We start from the raw sequence: 18,336 nt of genomic DNA, 5'->3' as shown, positions 1-18,336 counted from the left end.
CTGTTGCTTTCCCTGTTCTTTTGTGGAAACTTGCCACTTGAAAAATACGGCTTAAACTTGATAATATATGAGTGACCAAATTCGCATTACGCTGCCCGACGGCAGTGTCCGGGAGTATCCCAATGGAGTAACCAGTCTGGAAATTGCAGCGAGCATCAGCGAAGGACTGGCTCGCAATGTTTTGGCGGCCAAAGTTAACGGTACGGTTCAGGATGCCACCCGCCCCATCACGACAGATGCCACGGTTACACTGTTGACATGGAACGATACCGAAGGCAAGGCGACATTCTGGCACTCATCCGCTCACTTGCTGGCGGAAGCGCTTGAGGAATTATATCCGGGCATTCAGTTTGGCATCGGACCGCCCATTGAGAAAGGCTTCTATTACGATGTCGATTTAAACGGGCACCACTTTTCGCAGGAAGACTTTAAAAAAGTAGAGGACAAAATGCTCGAACTGGCGCGCCAGAAACAGGCGTTTGTCCGCCAGCCGATCAGCAAAGCGGAAGCCATTGCCTACTTCGAGAAAAAAGGCGACCCGTATAAGCTCGATTTGCTTGAAAAACTCGACGATGGTACCATTACCTTTTATACGCAGGGCCATTTTACGGACCTGTGCCGCGGGCCACACATTCCGAATACCGGTTTTATCAAAGCCGCCAAAATCATGAGTGTGGCCGGTGCCTACTGGCGCGGTGACGAAAAAAACAAGATGCTGACCCGCGTGTATGCCGTTACGTTCCCCAAACAGAAAGAACTGGACGATTACCTGCACGTGCTGGAGGAAGCCAAAAAACGCGATCACCGCAAATTGGGCAAGGAACTGGAACTGTTTGCGTTCTCGGAAAAAGTCGGTGCCGGCCTGCCGCTCTGGTTGCCGAAAGGAACCATGCTGCGGGAGCGGCTGGAAAACTTCCTGCGCAAAGCCCAGGTCCGGGCGGGGTATTCACCGGTCGTGACTCCGCACATTGGAGCCAAACAACTGTACGTAACGTCGGGCCATTGGGATAAGTACGGTGAGGATTCGTTCAAGCCGATTCTGACACCGGAAGCGGGCGAGGAGTTTTTGCTCAAACCCATGAACTGCCCGCACCACTGCGAAATTTACAAAACCAAGCCCCGTTCGTACCGGGATTTGCCGTTGCGACTCGCCGAATTCGGTACGGTTTACCGGTATGAGCAGAGTGGCGAATTACACGGTTTAACCCGCGTTCGCGGTTTTACGCAGGACGATGCGCATATTTTCTGCCGGCCGGATCAGGTAAAAGACGAGTTCATGAAAGTGATTGATCTGGTGCTGTATGTTTTCCGGTCGCTCGGATTCGATGACTATATGGCGCAGGTTTCGCTCCGTGATCCGGAGAATAAACAAAAGTACATCGGTTCGGATGAAAACTGGGAAAAAGCCGAAGCCGCCATTGTGGAAGCGGCCGCCGAAAAAGGGCTTCGCACGGTAACCGAACTGGGTGAAGCGGCCTTCTACGGTCCGAAACTCGATTTTATGGTGAAAGATGCGCTGGGCCGGAAATGGCAGCTTGGTACGGTGCAGGTTGATTATAATTTGCCGGAACGCTTTGAACTGGAATATACCGGTTCTGACAATCAGAAATACCGGCCGGTGATGATTCACCGGGCACCGTTCGGGTCGATGGAGCGGTTTATTGCCATCCTGATCGAGAATACGGCGGGGCATTTCCCGCTCTGGCTTTCACCCGACCAGATTGCGGTTTTGCCGATTTCGGAGAAATACGAAGACTACGCCAATGACGTTTTTCTGGCGTTGCAGGAACACGATATTCGGGGCTATGTCGATCACCGCGACGAAAAAATTGGCCGTAAAATCCGTGATTCCGAACTTAATAAAGTACCTTTCATGCTAATTCTGGGCGAAAAGGAACAAGCCGAGGGCCGCGTTTCGGTTCGTCGGAAAGGCGAAGGCGACATCGGATCAATGGCAATTTCCGAATTCGTGGCGTTTTTCCAGAACGAAATCAAACCAGTCAGTGTACCGGCGGTTTCCTGATCAACCAGGAATCAGTAACCCTGATTTGGGGACGCAGAAACGGGTTTCTGGTGGTGTATCCCGTCATTGCGGGGCGCCGGAACCGTTCCTTTGGCAGGGTTACTGATTCATTCTTGTCAAAAATTTGTTCCGAATAAGCAAAATCCTTATTTTACCGGAAACTTTATAAATCACATTACGTTATAGGCACGTAAAGACTGCACCAGCAGCTTATTTTTCAACTCTAAACACACTCTATGGCATTACAGCGCAGACCCATGCGCCCCCCGCGTGTGGTCGAAGAACCTTATCGGATCAACGGCCGTATTTTAGCCCGCCAGGTTCGGGTAGTTGGTGAAAATGTCGAACAGGGCGTTTATGACATTCAGCAGGCGCTGGCTTTGGCCCAGGCGCAAAATTTAGACCTTGTCGAGATTTCTCCGAATGCTGTACCGCCCGTTTGCCGCATTGTCGACTATTCGAAGTTCAAATACGAACAGAAGAAGAAACAAAAGGAAATCAAGGCGAAGGCACAGAAAGTCGTAATTAAGGAGATCCGGTTCGGCCCTAATACCGACGACCACGATTTCGAATTTAAACTAAAACACGCCATTAACTTTCTGAAAGAAGGCTCCAAAGTGAAAGCCTACGTTCAGTTTGTCGGGCGTTCCATTGTCTTCAAAGAACGCGGAGTGGAATTGCTTCAGCGGTTTGCCAAAGGGCTGGAGGAATTCGGGAAAGTTGAAGCCGAACCCAAGCTCGAAGGTAAGCGTATGAGTATGTTCCTGGCTCCAAAAGTCGTTCAGGTGAAAAAATAAGCCGGTTAGCCGGGTCTCCGGTGCGGTATAAAGGTAAGGGTTTAACGAGCTGATTCGGGTAACGTTAAACCTTTAACTTTATACCTTAAACTTTTTTCACTATCTTTGCGGCCTGTTTCACAATCAGCAACATTTTCTGTTTACAACAATGCCAAAAGTTAAAACCAATTCGGGCGCCAAGAAGCGGTTCAAGCTGACGGGTACCGGTAAAATCAAACGGAAGCACGCCTTCCACAGCCACATCCTGACTAAAAAGTCGACCAAACGCAAGCGTAATCTCGTTCATGATGCGCTGGTGTTCAAAGGCGACGAGCGTCGGATTCAGGTTATGCTCGGTCTGGCGTAAGCCACACCAGCCCCCTTGCGGATTTTCCGCCCGGTTTCATGTTCCACCCGATTACAGGCCCCTTTAAAGAATAGTTAAAAGTTAAAAGTTGAAAATTAAAAGCAAAGACGGTGTTGGCGTAAGCCAGAAATCATTTTTAACTTTTAATTCTTAATTTTTAATTGATTTCTGTCGCCTGTCGTCAAAAACAAACAATTAAAAAATGCCACGTTCAGTGAACCACGTTGCCTCAAGGGCACGTCGCAAAAAAGTTTTAAAGCTGGCTAAAGGATACTTTGGCCGTCGTAAGAATGTTTGGACGGTAGCGAAAAATGCGGTCGAAAAAGGCCTCGTTTATTCGTTCCGCGACCGTCGCCAGAAGAAGCGGGATTTCCGCGCCCTCTGGATTCAGCGGATTAATGCCGGAGCCCGGCTTAACGGCCTTTCCTACTCGGTGTTGATGGGTAAAATCAATGCCGCCGGTATTGAATTAAACAGAAAGGTACTGGCTGATCTGGCCATGAACCACCCAGAGGCTTTCAAAGCCGTTGTTGAAACTGTGAAATAAAGTCCGCAGGCAGTTCGAAAGAGCTGCCTGCTTTTTTTACGTCTCCACCACCCGCGTTTTCAGGCCCGCCCAGTGGCCGTCTTTTTTCCGCCCGAGCAGATAGACATCCACTTCGGTTTCGCCCACCCGAAAGACCTGGCGGTTTTTCACTAGTTTCCGGAGCAGGTGGCGGACTTGCCTAAAGCGCTTCGTTCGCTGTTTTTCTTCATCTTCGTACCAGTCCTGGTCGACGACGACCGGTTTCCAGAATTCGGCTTCCGGAATCTCTTCAACGTAAACGTCCGGTTTGATCCCTAATAAATCCCGAAGCTGGCTGGGGGTTAACGGCGAATCCAGGGCGATGGGATACGCCACACTTTCAAGGGGTTCGTCGGACTCGCTGGGATACAACAAATCCCGCAGCAATTCGGTGAGCGCGGCTTCCGGTTGCGATTCTTCGGTAGGCATGGGTTACAAACCGTAAATTATTGCGTCTTAATGTAAACTCATTCGGTTGTGGTGAGTTATTCACAAAGAAACAGTATGTTGGGTTGTAAAGCCTAAAATTTGTCGTTTTTCTCAGGCCTTTTTTCAAATCAAACTACGTTCAATCATGATGGAAACCCTTATGACGCTCATTCGCCAACAGTCTGGCGAAGCGATCAATAACAACCCCGCAATCCCTAATCACCAAAACGATGAAGCCCTTCAGGCGATTTCAAGCGGTATTCTGGGCGGTTTACAACAGCAGGCCCAGGGCGGGAATTTAATGGATCTGCTCAGTATGGTAACCGGTCAGGGCAGCGGTACTTCTATTCAGACCAGCCCGGTTACACAGGGTGTGCAGCAAAATGTGCAGCAAAGCCTGATGGAACGTCTGGGGATTTCGCCCCAAATCGCCATGTCGATTGCCACGGTGGTGGTACCGATGGTGCTGAGCAAACTCATGAATAAAGCCCGGGACACGAACGATCCGAGCGTGGATGGCAATGAAATTCTGTCATCGGTAACCGGAAAACAGGGTGTTGACTGGATGGGAATGGCCAACTCGGCGATGGCCGACGGCAAGCTCGATATGAGTGACCTGATGCGGGTAGCGGGCGGTTTTATGGGAGGAGGCAATGCCTCGAAAGAGAAACCGTCGGATAGTGGCGGGCTGGGCGGTATGCTCGGCGGACTGTTCGGCAATTGATGAAAAGGCGGATTGAAAAATCCGCCTTCTTTTTTCAAACCTGACGAAAAGGATTTCAGCGTTACCCACAGCTGCTTTGGCAACGTGCCGGTTTACATAGTGGCAGAAATCGCCGGTTCGAGCGGACCGGGAGAGGCCATTCAGTCAGCTTAAACTGTCAATCTGTCACATTCTGGCGCGTTTTCAGGCGCTGGCACCGAACTTGTTCACTAGGCATTTGAAGTTTGTCAAACGACTAAAAGCAAGACATTCGTAATTAGTATCATGGGAAAGATTATAGGAATTGACTTAGGAACAACCAACTCGTGTGTGGCCGTTATGGAAGGCAATGAACCGGTGGTCATTGCCAACAGCGAAGGCCGTCGGACCACACCCTCCGTTGTGGCCTTCATGGACAACGGCAACGGCGAACGTAAGGTCGGTGATCCGGCCAAGCGCCAGGCCATCACGAATCCCAAGAACACGATCTCTTCGATCAAGCGGTTCATGGGAAAACGGTTTAACGAAGTTCAGAATGAAATTAAAACGGTTGCCTACTCCGTAGAACGGGGGCCAAATGATACCCCTCGTGTGCGGATTGGTGATCGGCAATATACTCCCCAGGAGATTTCGGCGCTGATTTTGCAAAAGATGAAGCAAACCGCCGAAGATTATCTGGGACAAACCATTACGGAAGCCGTGATCACCGTTCCGGCTTATTTTAACGATGCCGAGCGGCAGGCGACGAAAGAAGCCGGACAAATTGCCGGGCTGGACGTGAAGCGGATTATCAACGAGCCAACGGCAGCGGCCCTGGCCTACGGTCTGGATAAGAAGCACCATGACATGAAAATCGCCGTATTTGACCTTGGTGGCGGTACGTTCGATATTTCTATTCTGGAATTGGGTGATGGCGTGTTCGAAGTAAAATCAACCGATGGAGATACGCACCTGGGGGGAGATGACTTCGATCAGGTGATCATCGACTGGCTGGCGCAGGAATTCAAGAACGATGAAAACATTGACCTGCGGCAGGACCCGATGGCTCTGCAACGGTTGAAAGAAGCCGCTGAAAAAGCCAAAGTGGAACTCTCCAGCTCCAGTTCAACGGAAATCAACCTGCCGTATATCATGCCGGTAAACGGGATTCCGAAGCACCTGGTTCGGTCGCTGAGCCGGGCAAAATTTGAACAACTGGCCGACTCGCTGATTCAACGGAGTCTGGAACCCTGCCGCCGGGCGTTGAAAAATGCCGGTCTGTCGGCGAGCCAGATCGACGAAGTGATTCTGGTCGGGGGCTCAACCCGGATTCCGAAAGTGCAGGAAGAAGTGGAGAAGCTGTTTGGCAAAAAACCGTCCAAGAGCGTGAACCCCGACGAAGCGGTTGCGGTTGGGGCGGCCATTCAGGGTGGGGTCTTGACGGGTGAAGTGAAAGACGTCTTGCTGCTCGATGTGATCCCGCTTTCGCTGGGTATCGAAACGATGGGGGGCGTATTGACCCGCCTGATCGACGCCAACACGACGATTCCGACCAAGAAATCCGAAACCTTCTCGACGGCATCGGACAACCAGCCGAGTGTGGAAATCCACATTTTGCAGGGCGAACGGCCGATGGCGGCCCAAAACCGGTCACTCGGACGTTTCCACCTCGATGGGATTCCGCCCGCACCGCGTGGGATTCCGCAAATTGAAGTGACCTTCGATATCGATGCCAACGGTATTCTGCACGTTACGGCCCGCGATAAGGGAACCGGTAAAGAGCAAAAAATCCGGATTGAAGCCTCCAGCGGTCTGAGCGACGAAGAAATCAACCGGATGCGCGAAGAAGCGAAAGCCAACGAAGCGGCCGACAAAGCCGAACGGGAAACGATTGAGAAGGTCAATCAGGCCGATTCGCTGATTTTCCAAACCGAAAAACAGTTGAAAGAATACGGCGAAAAACTTTCTGAAGGCAACAAGTCTTCTATCGAAGGGGCGCTGAGTGAACTCCGGTCGGCTCATGCCAGCCGCGATATCACCGCCATCGACGCGGGTGTTGAAAAACTGAATGCCGCCTGGGCTGCCGCTTCGCAGGAATTATACAATGCAACGGGTGGTCAGCAAGGCCCGAATCCGGCCGACGGTTTTGCCGGTGGTCCGACCAATGGCCAAAATGGCGGCCAAACGAGCGGTCAGCAGGATAACGTTTCGGATGTGCCGTTTGAAGAAGTGAAGTAATTGAATGATAGAAAGTTTGAAAGCCAGCGCCATCATCCGCGCTGGCTTTTTTGTTTTATGACGGACTCGTTGGAATCTCTTCAGCGCCCTTCTTCTGCCAGTAACCACTGCCGATCATTCCCCCGTAAAAACGGGCCAATGGCCCCGGCTGAAGGGAAGAGAAGCCGGTAAGGAGCGAAACCCAATCGGGCAAGCGGGTCGCTTCAATGCCGCTCAGGAACCCGAAAAACCGGTACTGACTCCAGAGCAGGGCGTGTTGCCACCACTGAACCGGTTCCAGAAAATCGCTGCCAAACCAGATCCCATCCGGTCGGAGACAGCGGACCAAAACCGGCAGGAGGTGCTTTTCAAGCCGTTCGTTCGAAAACAAGTCCAGAATGAAGGGCGTAAAAACCGCATCAACCCGCTCGTTGGGCCGGATGGATTGCTCGGTTCCAATCCGGAAATCGACCCGCTCATCGCGGTTTACTTTCTGTTGCGCAAGTGCAATCATTTTCGGTGATGCGTCGATATAAATCACGTTGCGGGGTTGACAAACTGTCAGAATCCGGGACAACAGCCAGCCGGAACCACCCCCCAGGACCAACACATCGGCATTGGGAGGAACCATAGGAAGCCAGTGAACCTGTGCCTTCCGCAAGGAGTTCCCAAACACCAGTCGGGAAAGAAAATCGTAAACCGGGGCTATGAAATCAAAGCCGTTGTCCGTAGCTGGTTTTTCCGGTTTTTGCATCAGGGGATAAGGGTCAAAAGTGGGGCGGAGTGACTTTTTACCGGGCGCTTCGTCTAAGGGTAAATCGCCCCCACCGCTCATGAAAAGAACGTTACGCCTGGCCATTGCATTCCTTTTCATCACTCTTCTTCCTGTACGGGTGTTGGCTCAACAGCCTAAAACAATGGCGGGCCGCGCGGATTCACACCCTGCGAGTTTTGCCATCCGCTTAGGCTTTACGCAACTGTATGGCGATCTGAAAGAACAATCCTTTTCGCCCTTTGGAGGAGTAACCCTGATGGTGCCAGTCACGAACACCATTTCGGTCGAAATACCGGCTGATTTTGGATTGCTCCGCGCTCAGCAGGAAGAGTTTTATCATTCATCGGCCAAAACCCGGTTTAAACAGGTGGCGGCCGCGGCTTCGGTCAATGTCCTTGAATGGTTTAAACAGGATCAAAAAAGGTATGAGCTGCGGCCGTATGCAGGGGCCGGTTTACTCTTTTTCCAGGCCGAAGCCTTTGATCTGATCACCGGCAAGTTGCAGCGTCAGACCAACAACCAAAACAGCCACCGCTCGCGCGACGGCATCGAAGCGCGCGGCAAACCGGGCATTAAAAATACCCACGAACTGGTCTGGGTCACCGGTCTGCGTGGCTCAACGGCCCTGTCGCGCCGGATGAGCGTTTTTGCGGATGTCCGGTTTAACCTGGTCCGAACGGATAAACTGGACGCCACACTCGATAACAACAACCAGGTCATGCAGGCCAGCGGCCCGGCTTTTACCGAAGGAAATCATTACCGAACCAATAATCACGATAAATGGGGCTATGTGGCCGGCGGCATCAATTTTTACTTTGGCGAACGCTTTAAAAAATGAGAACCCCCAAACCGTTCTATTTTCCGGCCACGAAATCCGCATAGGTGGCACATTCCCGAACGGCCTCCGCGTGGAAGCGCGTTTGAGCATATTGATTCGATAGTCTGGTCATATTTTCGCTAAACGCCCTGCGCCGGAGGGTATTCATTTCCGCCGTAAACCGGTTCAAGTCGGTGGTGTAGTTTCGCTGGAACCATTCCATCTCCTGTCGGGTACGGAACGCGTTCTGCTCACAGCGGGCGGCCATAAATGTAGATCTGGCGGCCAGTTCCGGATTTTTGGCTGCGTCCCGGGCTTTCTCAAAATAGCTTTTAGCCACCGAAGTGGTGTAATAATCGAGCTTGCCGACCTGTTCGATATCCCGGTTTTTGTCCGGGTTCTGGACGTGGCGGTACGTAAACGGATTAAAAACCGGTTCGGCTCCGCTCCACCGCGCTCTTGCCAGAATCCAGGCGTTGCCAAACCACGTCAGGTTATAGGTGCCGCAACCCAGTTGATAATACAGTTCCGCAGCCTGGTCCCCCGATGCGGTTTTGGCCTGCATTTCCAGGTCAACCAGCTTTTTCAGATAAGTGACGGGTGTATACGGATTGGTTGTTTTGGTTCCCCGCTGTTTCCCCATTAGGTTGACGGCAAAGGGATCTTCGGTGAGAAATTGGTTAAATGGCTCTGTCTGCCAGGTTTTTGCCGAAACGTTGGCATAGGCGTCGGCGGCTTCGGCGTAGCGGTTTTCGGCCAGAAGCCGCCGGCCCAGGAGAATATGAAGATCGTCGTTCGTAAAACCGGTCAGCTTGATCAGTCGTTTATCGAACTCGGTGGCCGCCGGATTGGTGGCAAACGCCACCACTTGCTGGATGGTAGCCGCTGAGGTCGTATCCTCAATGGCGTACAAGTCCGAGTGGCTGTTAAAATAGGCTTCACCGTTCAGTTCCCCCGAGGTTAAGGCCGCAAACAGAAAGGCTTTTGCCGTATTCGGATCGGTTTGATTTTTTGTCGAGCGAAAACAGCCGCCAAGCCAGCTTCCGGTTTTTTTTTCGGCGGATTCGCCATACCCATATTTGGCCGCCCACAGTTTACACGTTTCCACCAAGGCGTTGGTCATGTAAAAATTGAGCGAATGCCCGAATTGTTCAAGGTAGCCGATCAACTGATTTTCGGCTTCCGGGGTAACGGTTTCGGTCTGGGCGGTTAACAAAAGCATGTGTTGCAGTGCAATCTGTTTTTTCAGAACCGGATTCGAGGTTGTCTGCTGACCGGCCAATTCTAAATGGGATTTAGCCTCGGGATAGTCTTTGGCCAAATAATCGAGGTAAGCCGTTGCCGCATACCAGAAGGCCGGATTGCCCAGTGCCTTGTTTTCCGCCGATTGCCGGGCGAAGGTCCGGAGTTGCTGAAAATAATCGGGGGCTTCGGCCTGGCGAGCCACAAACCGGGTTGAATCGGCCCGGCTTTTCGCGTCGTAGGCGTAGATCGGTGAGCGGTCCTGAAAGAAAAAATATTCGTTCCGGTTGATTTCCCGCGCCATCACCAGTTCGATCAGCGGATTTTTAGGACTGAGCTTAACCATTTCTTGCAGGAATGGCAGGGCATCCTGTTTCGGCTGAATGGCACACAGAGCGTATACAGCGGCTTTTTCGTGGTCGTTTACACAGTAATCCAGCGCTTTTTTCCGAAAGCGGATGCCATAAATCCGCAGACTCGTTTCGGCCTCCCGCCGTCGCGACTGACACCGGTCGAACACCTGTGCAAACTCATACATCGCGCGGGCCGTGTCGCCCAGGGCCATGGTTGCGCCGGCATGACGGCAAAGGGCCCAGTCGCTCATAAACGTCTTGCGCGCCAAAGGACGAATGAGGTCCTCATACAGCTTCCGGCTCTGTTCGTACCGTTTTGCCATTGCAGCCAGCTTCACGGCCTGAAAACCGTATCGTTCTTTCAAAAAAGGATCGGAGGTGTTGGCATAACCGGACCGGGCTTCGTCCAGGAGCATGACCACGGCGGTGGTGGAGGTGTCCAGCCGGGCGGAATCGACTTCCCAGGTATTGACCGGACGAGGGGCGACTGCTTCGGCGCGCCAGGCCAGTTGCAGGTAGGACAAGGCCGCCGGATTGGACGCCGATGCCCAGCGCACCAGACCGTTGCTGGCCGAACTCTCCCGATTATACAGGGCCCCACCGATATCCTCCCGCTTCACGTTTCGTTTGGTGTAGGCGAGCCAGGCCAGGACATTCTCATCGGTTTCTACCGTGTCTTCGTCGGTATCGTAATACTCGTCGTAACGGTACAACTGGGGCGTAAAATGATAAATCTGATCCCGTAGCGACGCATTACTGCTCTCCGGCATGAAGAAACTCATAAACTCGTTGATGTCGTACGAACTGGGGCCGCAGGCAAAACCGATGAAAATGGCCAGCGAAAGCAACAGGCTACGGAGCCGTCTGGAAAAGGGAGTGGAGAAACGCATCGGAATAAAACGATGTTACGGTAGAGTCGAGATGATAGAGCGCAAATGTAAGTTTTTGATTTTGAATTTTTAACAATAGCTCCTCTTTGCCAGCCATCAACTCCTCAGGCCGACATTCCTCCGCCCGAAACACATCGCCCCGGCGGATGGAGAAGCCCAGGGCCGTCGTGTCCAGCTGGGCCACGAACCGGTTTTCGCCCTGCGGTTTTAGAAAGGCCAAAGCCCGAAGCTGACTCCGATCGACGGCGTTAAGGAGGGTTAAAAACCGCTTATTCCGGTAAACCACTGTCCACCGAAACAACGGAAGAACCACGTCCAGCGGCAGTGAATAGCGCTCCAGATAATGGGTGTATTGGCGGGCCACCCCCAGGTCATAAATCGAGTTGTGGGTGTCCGGGCGTTTCCAGTCGGCCATGTTGTAAAACATCAGCATCCCGCGATCGACGGGCGGGACGCCGGTTTGTTCGGGATATTTGATCTGGTGCAGACGGATGGTGGCCGATAGGGGGACCTGACTCCGGTTTTTCACTTCCTGCAACAACTGGAAGTAGGTGGCCCGGCTTGAAGCACTCCAGTCGCAATCCAGTTGAATTTCCCGAAAAGCAATCCCGTGTTGTTGGCTAATCTGCCGGATTTTCCCCACCAGCTTTTCGGCTAAACCCGGAATTGCTGAAACCGGGCAGCGGATGAGCGTCTGATTCGTGATGAAAACCACCGGAATGATGGCGAGCCCGCTGGGTTTCTTCGCAAACCGGATCACGGCTTTGGGCTGGGGCGATTGCGTGGCGGGGTCCCAGTCGATGTCGAAATACCGGACGTAAAGTTTTTGAACGTGGAGCTGCTCCAGCAACTGCCGGTCAGCAGCCGTCGGCTCAAACGTCGTTTGCCAGTAATAAAACGCCGGGAGGAGCTGTTTTTCATCCGGTTTTTCACAGGCAAAAAGCAGGAGCATGACGAGCGGCCCGTAGTGGATAAAAAACTTACAACTTTTTGGCGCCGAAAGGGTCATTATCAATAAATGATACAAGCCATGAAGACCTTTGTGAGTTGCGTCAGTCTGGCGGTCATTCTCGGCTGCCAGGAAAAGGAGCCGGCGCCGGTTGCCATTCCGGACTGCATTCAGAACGTGATGGCCGCGATCCGGAAGGAACCGCCGTTTAACCCACCGGCCAAAGTCTATCGCTACGAATTCAGGGGGGAGCCGGTCTATTATATTCCGGCCCGGTGCTGCGACATTCCCAGTGTTGTCATTGCCCGGTGCGACACCGTATGCGCGCCCGATGGCGGGTTCAGTGGGAAGGGCGATGGCCGTTGTCCGGAATTCGCCAAAGAAGCGAAGAACCCGGTTCTCGTTTGGGAAGATACCCGCTCGAAGTAAGACCCCCGCATCCGGCAAAGTCGGTCCCGTTTTAGGCCGGATCGGGGGCCACGGAATCGGTTTTTCGATTCACGGTTTTTCGCGACTTTCCGGCCAGTGTCAACGGTTGGCCAAACAGCACAATGGGGGCGCTTTGGTCCGAGAAATTCTGAAGGGTGACTTCCGATTGCGTCACTTTTACTTCCAGCAGGGCGTTCCGGAATCGAATCTTGAAGGCCAGCGACGCCCAGTTTTTGGGGCAGCTCGGGTTCAAAATCACCTGGTCGTCCCTGATCCGAAAACCGCCAAAGCCCTTGACTACCGCCAGCCAGGTGCCGGCCATCGATGTAATATGGCACCCGTCTTCCGTATCGTTGTTGTAATCATCAAGGTCTAGTCGGGCCGTCCGCAGATACATTTCGTAGGCCTTTTCCTCCAGGCCCAGTTTCGACGCCAGCACGGCGTGAACGCAGGGCGAGAGGGACGATTCGTGGACGGTCATGGGTTCGTAGAAATCGAAATTCCGGCGGATGGTGTCCTGATCGAAATCGTCCTCAAAAAAGTAAATGCCCTGCAAGACATCGGCCTGCTTGATGAAACACGACCGCAGAATCCGGTCCCACGACCAGTGCTGATTCAGCGGACGCTGCCCTTTCGGAATCTCGCTTGCGGGCATCAGTTCCTTGTCGAGGAACGATTCCTGCTGCAGAAACACCCGCCGGTTTTCGTCGTAGGGGAGGTAAATGTGTTCCACAATGTGCCGGGCCGTGGCGATTTCTTTTTCCTCCCGGAAATGAATCCGGTCACATAATTCATTGAATTTGTCCGGGTTAAGCTGTTTGACCCTGCCTACGGCTTCGACCGTATAGCGCAAGGTCCAGGCGGCCAGGTAGCTCGTATACCAGTTGTTGTTGACGTTGTTTTCGTACTCATTGGGTCCGGTCACACCCAGCATCACGTATTGTTGCCGGGCTTCCGACCAGTTGACGCGCTGGCTCCAGAACCGGCTGATGGCAATCAGGACCTCCAAACCGTAATCGACCAGGTAGCTTTCGTCGCCCGTGTACCGCACGTAGTCGTAAATGGCGTAGGCGATAGCGCCGTTCCGGTGAATTTCCTCAAAGGTGATTTCCCACTCGTTATGACATTCCTCGCCGTTCATGGTCACCATCGGGTAGAGCGCAGCTCCGGCTTTAAAGCCGAGTTTCCGGGCGTTTTCGATGGCTTTTTCGAGGTGTCGGTAGCGATACAGCAACAAATTCCGGCTGACTTTCGGATCGGCGGTAGCCAGGTAAAAGGGGAGGCAATAGGCTTCGGTATCCCAATACGTAGAGCCGCCGTACTTCTCGCCGGTAAAACCTTTCGGGCCGATGTTCAGTCGTTCGTCCTCGCCGGAGTAGGTCTGGTTTAGCTGAAAAATACAAAACCGGATGCCCTGTTGGGCGGCTGCATCCCCTTCAATCGTAATATCGTTTGTTTTCCACTGATCCGCCCAGGCCTGCCGTTGCTCCATCAGCATCCGGTCAAAACCTTTTCCGGTAATTCGCTGGATGTATTTACGCGCTTCCGCCATGAGATGATCCCGGTCGTAATTGAGCGACGACAGGTTGACCGCGTATTTATACAGCACCGTTTCCTGTCCTTCCCGGCAATCGAGCGTCATGCGGTTGGCGACGTATTTTTCTTGCCGGATGGGTTGCGACTGAAAATCGATCCGAATGCCATCCTGTTCGATCTCGACGCCCATGCCGGTGCAAACATGAAAGCCGGTTTTGCGGGTGCGAAGTTCGATGTAGGCTTCGCCGTAGGCGGTTTCTTTCCGCACCTCGTCCCAGAAGGTTTCGTCGTAATTGGAGTCGCGGTTGCGGATCGTTCCGTCGATGTACGGTTCCAGCGTGATTTTAGCGTCGAAATTAAGCGGAGTAAGGCTATACCGAATGGCCCCGGCTTCGTCGTCGACAAGAGAGCAAAACCGTTTGGCATTGACCCGGAGCTGCTTGCCGCTTTTCAGGATGGCCACAAACGAGCGTTCGAGATACCCTTCCTGCATGTTGAGCACGCGCCGAAAATCCCGCACTTCGCAGGTTTGAAGGTCGAGCGTTTCGTACTCGATGAAGACCTGGATGCCGATCCAGTTGGCCGCATTCAGCACCTTGGCAAAGTATTCGGGATAACCATTTTTCCACCAGCCAACGCGGGTTTTGTCGGGGTAATAGACCCCGGCAACGTAGTTCCCCTGCAGGGTTTTGCCCGAAAAGTTTTCTTCAAAATTGCCGCGCTGGCCCATGCGTCCGTTGCCCAGACTCATGACGCTTTCGGTAATTTCGTTGTAATTCCGGTGGAAATCTTCTTCAATAATCAGCCAGGGGTCGTGCTTCAAATACTGTTTCATCGGGGTTGCGGTTACGCCGATTCCGGAATCGGATCCAGAATTCCGGGGGTGATTATGGGATAATTTTTCTTATTTCGCAAGAAAACCGTTCGCTTCCTGTTTAACGCGCAGTGCCTGCTGGATATGCCGTTCGGTATGCGCCACCAGCATCAGGAACGCGTCGCCTACGTTGATTTTCATCCAGTTGCCAAACAAAGTCATGAGTTGGGTCTGGTTCCAGTCGAGGTAGGGAGCTTTGTTGAGAATTTCGTCCAGGAGTTGCTGTAATTCAACGAACTGCTGCAGGACGTCCCGGGCGTTCAGGTCGTTGCGGGGCTTCATGAAGGAAACCGTCGGCATTTTTAGCGTTGTATTCGGATCGATGAGGTACCGCAGCGTACGGCCCACCAAACCGGATTTTAGCGTTTGGTCGGTCGGGTGGGTCTGCATCAGGCCCAGGTCGTCCACTTTCTTTTGCAGGTTCCGGATGTAAAACCGTTCGGCCAGATTGAGGTGTTGCAAACACTGCGTAATGCTCCACCGACGGGTGTCTGGTTTCCAGGTCAATTGTTCGTCGGATAACGGCCGAAATTCCCGTTCCACCGTTTCCAGAACCGTCCGGATTCGTTGTTGTAACTGCTGAGCCGTTTCGAGTTTCTGCATACATTGTAAACGTTAGTAAAGTCAAAGTAACGCCGGCTGGCAGCGGTCAAAAGATTAGCACTTCGTCCAGGGAAAGTTCGGCCAGCGACGCGACCACCCGGTCGGCTTTGGTCAACACTGCGGGATCGCCGATGCCCACCACCCGCATACCGCCCCGTTTCGCAGCTTCGATACCAGCTACCGCGTCTTCAAAAACCACGCTTTCGGCGGGTTGTACACCGAGTTCGGCGGCTCCTTTCAGAAAGACTTCCGGGTCGGGTTTGCCGCGTGCGATTTTTGTGCCGTCGATAATGGCATCAAAATCGTCGAGCATGCCGATCCGTTCCAGAATCAGCCGGGCATTTTTGCTGACCGATCCGAGGGCGGTTTTTAGCCTGGCAGCTTTCACCTGCCCGAAAAAATCGGTGACGCCGGGCAGGATGTCGGCGGGCGTCATTTGCGACACCAGTTCCAGGTACCAGCCATTTTTCCGGGCCGCCAGGTCGGCTTTTTGCTCGTCGGACAGTGTAAGGCCGCCCTGGGCCAGAATAAGATCCAGCGATTCGGTGCGGCTGATGCCTTTCAATTGTTCGTTGAATTCTTCCGAAATGTCAAATCCGAGCGAGTTGGCCATGCGTCGCCAGGCCTGGTAGTGAAAAATCGCCGTATCGACAATGACGCCATCGAGGTCAAACAGCAAGGCTTTTATGGGCATTTCTCAGTCAATTACGCAGGTTGTAAGCTGCAAGAACGTGATAAATAAACACTTTTAGGAGCGTTTCGTTTGTTTTATCGCAATCGGATCAGCGGACTAATTCGAGGACAACCGCCGTTTTGGCTGGCAGTTTGACAGCCTGGAGGCCGGAGATCGCTTCGTCCGTCAGCACATTGCGGGCTTTGCTGAAACCGTGGGTTCGTTCCGAAAACCGGCTCATATCCAGTTCAATTTCGTTCTCCGTTGAATTGGTGGCGACCATGACGGTTTTGGAGGCATCATACCGAAAATAGACATAGGTCCCCAGTTCAGGAACGTATTGCATCAATTTGCCGGATTGCAGAACCGGGTTGTTTTTGCGGTAATTGGCCAGTTTCTTCACAAAATTAAAGGCGTCATTTTCTCGGCTACTGCGGCCTTGGGCGGTAAATTTATTCTCCCGGTCACCGGGGAAACCGCCCGGAAAATCCCGGCGGACTTCCGCATCCGACGGATTCTTGGTGTTTTTCATGAGCACCTCCGTGCCGTAATACCAGGACGGAATGCCCCGCGTCGTCAGCAGCCAGGTTACGCCCATTTTAAACTTCGCCAGATCCTCCCCAATGACCGACAAAAAGCGGTCGGTGTCGTGATTATCCAGAAACGTCACCAGCTTTTGCGGATCGGTATACAAACCGTCGGCGGTAAGGGATTGGTACAGCCGGTTGACGCCCGTATCCCAGCCGAAATCCTCCCGCAGGGAAGCATTCATGGCGTCGTATAACACAAAATCCAGTCCCCCCGGCTGGTTGGATTTGAACGGTTGATCGATTTTGTTTTTAACGAAAAAGGCCTGCGCCACCGGATTTCCGACCCAGGACTCGCCGAAAATATGGATGTTCGGAAATTCCGTTAGCAAAGCCTGGTTGCAGCGATTCAGAAAGCTCAGGTCGTTGTATTTGTAGGTATCGACCCGCCAGGCATCCAGGGCAAACAGTTCGGTGCACCAGATTGCGTGCTGAATCAGGTAGGTGGCCAGAAACGGATTGAGGAGGTTCAAATCGGGCAGAAACGGCGTGAACCAGCCGTCGAGCAGCCGTTTCCGATCCGCGGCCGACGCGTACGGATCATACAGCGGCTGCTCCTTATGCGAACTGCCCGTGTAGGTCGGCCATTGGTTGAACCAATCCTTAAACGGCTGATTTTTATACAGCCAGTGATCGTCACTAACGTGATTGTACACCGCATCCTGCACCAGTTTCAGCCCTCTTTGGTGAAGAAGCCGGGCGAAGGTCCGGTACCCGTCGTTGCCGCCAAACCGCCGGTCGACCTGGTAATGATCCGTAAAATGATAGCCGTGGTACCCCGCCTGCAGCCGGTCCGGGGCTTCCTGCTTCCGGGTTTCGTCGTTGACCAGAACCGGGGTCATCCAGAGGGCCGTTACGCCGAGTTCCTGCAGGTAGTCGAGGTGGTTGGCAATGCCCTGTAAATCGCCCCCGTGTCGTAAAAATGGAACCGAACGGTCGGCTTTCGGATCGAGCAGGTCGGGAAAGGCGTCATTGCCCGGATCGCCGTTGGCAAACCGGTCGGGCATCAGCAGGTAGATGAAGTCGGCGGACGAAACGCCCTGCGCTTTCGGCCCACGGGTTCGGGCTTTCAGTTCGTACGGATGGCTGACAGTTTGGCGGCCAGTCCGGCCCGTGATGGTAAACCGGCCGGGTTTGGTCGTTGCCGAAATCGTCAGGTCCAGAAAGACAAAATCGGGGTTCTCGGCTTTTTGTGTTCTGACTAGTTTAACCCCGGGGTAATGGATCGAATAGGTCATCGAACCGGCCTGAGGACCATACACCAGCAATTGTAGGTTCGGGTTTTTCATCCCAACCCACCAGTTCGTCGGATCGACGCGCTGGATGGATGCGGTTTGGGCCCAAACACTGGAAACGGCAAAAAGAGAAAGCAGGAGAGCGTAGAAAACCGGCCGGTTTTTCATGGTCAGCGTCGATTTGAAAGCAAGGGTTATTGTTTCAAAATAAAGAAAATGTTTTCATTTTGCCAGTAGTTTCGGAATTTGCACCCGAAACCGGACGGATGGGGCGGACGGACGCAGGCAAATTTGTATCTTGGACATGACGATCA

At 53.0% G+C, this 18,336-nt stretch carries 16 protein-coding genes; 8 read left to right on the top strand and 8 right to left on the bottom strand.

What is annotated here, in order from left to right:
- The first annotated feature begins 67 nt into the window (after positions 1 to 67).
- The 4 genes from thrS to rplT all read left to right on the top strand — a co-directional run bounded on the left by thrS (position 68) and on the right by rplT (position 3,713).
- The gene (gene thrS / locus ACFPMF_RS03970) at positions 68 to 2,023 is read left to right on the top strand and encodes a threonine--tRNA ligase (RefSeq protein ID WP_379841336.1); all 1,956 of its coding nucleotides are present in this window, start codon (positions 68 to 70) and stop codon (positions 2,021 to 2,023) included.
- A gap of 236 nt (positions 2,024 to 2,259) precedes the next feature.
- Positions 2,260 to 2,820 carry a translation initiation factor IF-3 gene (gene infC / locus ACFPMF_RS03965; protein WP_379841334.1) on the top strand — a complete coding sequence of 187 codons (561 nt, stop codon included), beginning with the start codon at positions 2,260 to 2,262 and terminating at the stop codon, positions 2,818 to 2,820.
- A 148-nt stretch (positions 2,821 to 2,968) separates the two neighbouring features.
- On the top strand, positions 2,969 to 3,166 hold the full coding sequence (gene rpmI / locus ACFPMF_RS03960) for a 50S ribosomal protein L35 (protein WP_379841332.1): 198 nt from the start codon (positions 2,969 to 2,971) through the stop codon (positions 3,164 to 3,166).
- A gap of 202 nt (positions 3,167 to 3,368) precedes the next feature.
- A complete protein-coding gene (gene rplT / locus ACFPMF_RS03955) occupies positions 3,369 to 3,713 on the top strand; it encodes a 50S ribosomal protein L20 (RefSeq protein WP_379841330.1) in 345 nt (114 codons plus the stop codon).
- 36 nt (positions 3,714 to 3,749) lie between these two features.
- On the opposite strand, the gene ACFPMF_RS03950 is transcribed toward rplT, so the two are convergent.
- A complete protein-coding gene (locus tag ACFPMF_RS03950; protein WP_379841328.1) occupies positions 3,750 to 4,160 on the bottom strand; it encodes a nuclease A inhibitor family protein in 411 nt (136 codons plus the stop codon).
- Positions 4,161 to 4,305: 145 nt separating this feature from the next.
- Here ACFPMF_RS03950 and ACFPMF_RS03945 point away from each other — a divergent pair, with 145 nt between their 5' ends.
- The gene (locus ACFPMF_RS03945) at positions 4,306 to 4,884 is read left to right on the top strand and encodes a hypothetical protein (protein WP_379841326.1); all 579 of its coding nucleotides are present in this window, start codon (positions 4,306 to 4,308) and stop codon (positions 4,882 to 4,884) included.
- 264 nt (positions 4,885 to 5,148) lie between these two features.
- Positions 5,149 to 7,080 (top strand): molecular chaperone DnaK, encoded by a 1,932-nt coding sequence (dnaK, locus tag ACFPMF_RS03940; RefSeq protein ID WP_379841324.1) that lies wholly within the window; start codon positions 5,149 to 5,151, stop codon positions 7,078 to 7,080.
- A 55-nt stretch (positions 7,081 to 7,135) separates the two neighbouring features.
- Here the strand turns inward: dnaK and ACFPMF_RS03935 are convergent, their stop codons facing one another.
- The gene (locus tag ACFPMF_RS03935; protein WP_379841322.1) at positions 7,136 to 7,813 is read right to left on the bottom strand and encodes a class I SAM-dependent methyltransferase; all 678 of its coding nucleotides are present in this window, start codon (positions 7,811 to 7,813) and stop codon (positions 7,136 to 7,138) included.
- 79 nt (positions 7,814 to 7,892) lie between these two features.
- On the opposite strand from ACFPMF_RS03935, the gene ACFPMF_RS03930 reads away from it, so the two are divergent.
- Entirely contained in the window at positions 7,893 to 8,672 is a 780-nt protein-coding gene (locus ACFPMF_RS03930) for a hypothetical protein (protein WP_379841320.1), read from the top strand.
- Positions 8,673 to 8,688: 16 nt separating this feature from the next.
- On the opposite strand, the gene ACFPMF_RS03925 is transcribed toward ACFPMF_RS03930, so the two are convergent.
- Together ACFPMF_RS03925 and ACFPMF_RS03920 are read right to left on the bottom strand one after the other, a co-directional pair.
- Entirely contained in the window at positions 8,689 to 11,136 is a 2,448-nt protein-coding gene (locus ACFPMF_RS03925) for a hypothetical protein (RefSeq protein WP_379841318.1), read from the bottom strand.
- Positions 11,099 to 12,088: a hypothetical protein gene (locus ACFPMF_RS03920; RefSeq protein ID WP_379841316.1), complete on the bottom strand. Its 990-nt coding sequence runs from the start codon at positions 12,086 to 12,088 to the stop codon at positions 11,099 to 11,101. The genes ACFPMF_RS03925 and ACFPMF_RS03920 overlap by 38 nt, the downstream gene beginning before the upstream one ends.
- A gap of 78 nt (positions 12,089 to 12,166) precedes the next feature.
- Here ACFPMF_RS03920 and ACFPMF_RS03915 point away from each other — a divergent pair, with 78 nt between their 5' ends.
- Complete coding sequence (locus tag ACFPMF_RS03915) at positions 12,167 to 12,514, top strand: DUF6970 domain-containing protein (RefSeq protein WP_379841314.1); 348 nt, start codon at positions 12,167 to 12,169, stop codon at positions 12,512 to 12,514.
- 31 nt (positions 12,515 to 12,545) lie between these two features.
- On the opposite strand, the gene ACFPMF_RS03910 is transcribed toward ACFPMF_RS03915, so the two are convergent.
- From ACFPMF_RS03910 to ACFPMF_RS03895, 4 genes are all read right to left on the bottom strand, one after another.
- Entirely contained in the window at positions 12,546 to 14,885 is a 2,340-nt protein-coding gene (locus ACFPMF_RS03910; RefSeq protein ID WP_379841312.1) for a glycoside hydrolase family 65 protein, read from the bottom strand.
- 69 nt (positions 14,886 to 14,954) lie between these two features.
- Positions 14,955 to 15,527 carry a DinB family protein gene (locus tag ACFPMF_RS03905; protein ID WP_379841310.1) on the bottom strand — a complete coding sequence of 191 codons (573 nt, stop codon included), beginning with the start codon at positions 15,525 to 15,527 and terminating at the stop codon, positions 14,955 to 14,957.
- A 46-nt stretch (positions 15,528 to 15,573) separates the two neighbouring features.
- On the bottom strand, positions 15,574 to 16,221 hold the full coding sequence (gene pgmB, locus ACFPMF_RS03900; RefSeq protein ID WP_379841308.1) for a beta-phosphoglucomutase: 648 nt from the start codon (positions 16,219 to 16,221) through the stop codon (positions 15,574 to 15,576).
- An 88-nt stretch (positions 16,222 to 16,309) separates the two neighbouring features.
- Complete coding sequence (locus ACFPMF_RS03895) at positions 16,310 to 18,190, bottom strand: glycoside hydrolase family 13 protein (protein ID WP_379841306.1); 1,881 nt, start codon at positions 18,188 to 18,190, stop codon at positions 16,310 to 16,312.
- Positions 18,191 to 18,336 lie beyond the last annotated feature (146 nt).

It is taken from the genome of Larkinella bovis (genome assembly GCF_042655385.1).
GTDB lineage: Bacteria > Bacteroidota > Bacteroidia > Cytophagales > Spirosomataceae > Larkinella > Larkinella bovis.
This window is presented reverse-complemented; position numbering and strand designations above follow the sequence as displayed.

Coding starts and splice junctions, on each gene's coding strand:
- ACFPMF_RS03950 (WP_379841328.1), bottom strand. CDS start 4,160: ATGCCTACCGAAGAATCGCAACCGGAAGCCGCGCTCACCGAATTGCTG.
- ACFPMF_RS03925 (WP_379841318.1), bottom strand. CDS start 11,136: ATGCGTTTCTCCACTCCCTTTTCCAGACGGCTCCGTAGCCTGTTGCTT.
- dnaK (WP_379841324.1), top strand. CDS start 5,149: ATGGGAAAGATTATAGGAATTGACTTAGGAACAACCAACTCGTGTGTG.
- rpmI (WP_379841332.1), top strand. CDS start 2,969: ATGCCAAAAGTTAAAACCAATTCGGGCGCCAAGAAGCGGTTCAAGCTG.
- ACFPMF_RS03915 (WP_379841314.1), top strand. CDS start 12,167: ATGAAGACCTTTGTGAGTTGCGTCAGTCTGGCGGTCATTCTCGGCTGC.
- ACFPMF_RS03930 (WP_379841320.1), top strand. CDS start 7,893: ATGAAAAGAACGTTACGCCTGGCCATTGCATTCCTTTTCATCACTCTT.
- ACFPMF_RS03895 (WP_379841306.1), bottom strand. CDS start 18,190: ATGAAAAACCGGCCGGTTTTCTACGCTCTCCTGCTTTCTCTTTTTGCC.
- rplT (WP_379841330.1), top strand. CDS start 3,369: ATGCCACGTTCAGTGAACCACGTTGCCTCAAGGGCACGTCGCAAAAAA.
- ACFPMF_RS03935 (WP_379841322.1), bottom strand. CDS start 7,813: ATGCAAAAACCGGAAAAACCAGCTACGGACAACGGCTTTGATTTCATA.
- infC (WP_379841334.1), top strand. CDS start 2,260: ATGGCATTACAGCGCAGACCCATGCGCCCCCCGCGTGTGGTCGAAGAA.
- ACFPMF_RS03920 (WP_379841316.1), bottom strand. CDS start 12,088: ATGCTCCTGCTTTTTGCCTGTGAAAAACCGGATGAAAAACAGCTCCTC.
- ACFPMF_RS03905 (WP_379841310.1), bottom strand. CDS start 15,527: ATGCAGAAACTCGAAACGGCTCAGCAGTTACAACAACGAATCCGGACG.
- ACFPMF_RS03945 (WP_379841326.1), top strand. CDS start 4,306: ATGATGGAAACCCTTATGACGCTCATTCGCCAACAGTCTGGCGAAGCG.
- pgmB (WP_379841308.1), bottom strand. CDS start 16,221: ATGCCCATAAAAGCCTTGCTGTTTGACCTCGATGGCGTCATTGTCGAT.
- ACFPMF_RS03910 (WP_379841312.1), bottom strand. CDS start 14,885: ATGAAACAGTATTTGAAGCACGACCCCTGGCTGATTATTGAAGAAGAT.
- thrS (WP_379841336.1), top strand. CDS start 68: ATGAGTGACCAAATTCGCATTACGCTGCCCGACGGCAGTGTCCGGGAG.